Annotated in this window: 1 protein-coding gene; it reads left to right on the top strand. The window is 45.0% G+C overall.

Features of this window, described 5'->3' with window-relative positions:
* A partial coding sequence (locus tag A3735_RS06885) for a universal stress protein (RefSeq protein WP_068637818.1) occupies positions 1-870 on the top strand: 870 nt, incomplete at its 5' end.
* Positions 871-973 lie beyond the last annotated feature (103 nt).

Here is a 973-nt window from a genome sequence, read left to right on the forward strand (position 1 = left end):
GGCTTGAGGAGTGACAATGATGAACCGCTAGAGGTTAAGTTTATTACTGTAATCGAAGACGCTGACTTTTCTAGAATATCGGGTTATATGAGAGCCTCTCCTGCGACACTCCTAGAGCACGCAATCAATGTTGAGCTTGAGCGGCTGGATGCCATGATTGCGCTCTTAGAAAAAAAGCTTCCTGATGTGTTATTTGAGCGCGAAGTTGTAACAGGCGTGGCATTTATCAATCTTATATTAAGTGCGTTGCGGGGCCACTATGATTGTATTGCCATCTCTAAGCCTAGTACCAACAAGAAAGATAGTAGTGTTATGGGAAGNACTTTGATGCACCTGATGCGTAAGTCACCCACGCCAACTTTCGCGATTGGCCACCAAAAAATGTGCCCTGAAATGAAAATAGCCGCAGCTATCGATGTAAGTAACATTGATGTTGATAGCGGCTTGAATCAGCAGATACTTGATGCAGCTTTGAGCCTGGCGGAGTTATATCGCGCAGAGCTGCATATTGTTCATATCTGGCACCTTGCGGGTGAAGGGTATCTTAGTACTTGGGGGCGGCGCAGTGACTTCGAGGTCGGAGCTATGGCAAGAGAAGAAAAGCACTCTAGGAAAGAGAGAGTTGACGCCCTAACGGGGCATGCTAAGCGGCGTATTCGAGAGATACATTTAGTTGAGGGGCAGCCCAAGAATGAAATACCCAAATTCGTCGATGATCAGTCAATTGATATCTTGGTGATGGGGACTGTGTGCCGTTCAAATGTTGCTGGCATGATCATAGGCAATACCGCAGAGTCTATTTTGGGTAAGGTCAATTGCTCAGTGCTGACTTTGAAGCCAGAAGGGTTTGAGTCTCCTGTTGTTAAATAGTGAGTGATTCAATACCTTATTAATAGGACACTTAAGATGAAAAATGACACTGAAAGTATTTTGATTTCTCGTATTTATGTCTTGGTTCGGTACTGCGTCCGGT

Source organism: Oleiphilus sp. HI0061, assembly GCF_001635675.1.